Origin of the sequence: Streptomyces sp. NPDC005728 (assembly GCF_040630895.1) — a bacterium.
Taxonomy (GTDB): domain Bacteria; phylum Actinomycetota; class Actinomycetes; order Streptomycetales; family Streptomycetaceae; genus Streptomyces.
This window is the reverse complement of the sequence record NZ_JBEXYL010000050.1, coordinates 1-1,032: the sequence shown is the minus strand read 5'-3', so window position 1 is coordinate 1,032 and position 1,032 is coordinate 1. Positions and strand designations below refer to the sequence as shown.

Here is a 1,032-nt window from a genome sequence, read left to right as displayed (position 1 = left end):
ACGGAAGGTGGGGCGGTCACCACCGCGGTCGTCGCGACGGAAGGTGGGGCGGTCACCACCGCGGTCGTCGCGACGGAAGGTGGGGCGGTCACCACGGTCGTCGCGACGCGGCCCACGGTCGCGGTCGTCACGCTGGAACGCCGGACGCGAACCACGGTCACCCTCACGCCGGTCATCCCGACGCCCGTAACCACCACGGTCACCGCGCTCACCGTAGCCACCGCCACGGCTGTCATCGCGCCGGTCGTCACGACGACCGTAACCACCACGATCGTCACGACGGTCATCACGGCGGTCGTCACGGCGGTCATCGCGACGGAAACCACCACGATCACCACGGTCACCACGGTCACCACCGCGGTCGTCGCGACGGAAGGTGGGGCGGTCACCACCGCGGTCGTCACGTCGGAAGGTGGGGCGGTCACCACGGTCGTCGCGACGCGGCCCACGGTCGCGGTCGTCACGCTGGAACGCCGGACGCGAACCACGGTCACCCTCACGCCGGTCATCCCGACGCCCGTAACCACCACGGTCACCGCGCTCACCGTAGCCACCGCCACGGCTGTCATCGCGCCGGTCGTCACGACGACCGTAACCACCACGATCGTCACGACGGTCATCACGGCGGTCGTCACGGCGGTCATCGCGACGGAAACCACCACTATCACCACGGTCACCACCACCGCGATGGTCGTCACGCCGGCCGTAACCACCGCGGTCGTTACGGTCGTTGTCGCGACGGAAGCCACCACGGTCCCCGCGGTAGCCGCCGCGATCGCCGCGGTCACCACTGTCCCGTCGCCGCTGGTCGCGCTCCGGTCGGTCCTCGGGCGAGTTGGTGGACATGGGTGACTCCTGTCTTCGGTACCGCAAGCATTGTAAAAACAAAAGGACCCCTGGTCCCAGCTGAACGCTGGGACCAGGGGTCCTCCAAAGATTGTTCGGCGGCGTCCTACTCTCCCACAGGGTCCCCCCTGCAGTACCATCGGCGCTGTGAGGCTTAGCTTCCGGGTTCGGAATGTAACCGGGCGT

Annotated in this window: 1 protein-coding gene and 1 rRNA gene; both read right to left on the bottom strand. The window is 68.4% G+C overall.

All coding sequences use genetic code 11. The features are described 5' to 3' along the window. Positions 1 to 788 (bottom strand): hypothetical protein (locus ABZ471_RS28695; protein ID WP_359070298.1); only part of this gene is annotated, 788 nt, incomplete at its 3' end. 151 nt (positions 789 to 939) lie between these two features. Beyond that, positions 940 to 1,032, bottom strand: a 5S ribosomal RNA gene (gene rrf / locus ABZ471_RS28690); the annotation flags it as partial.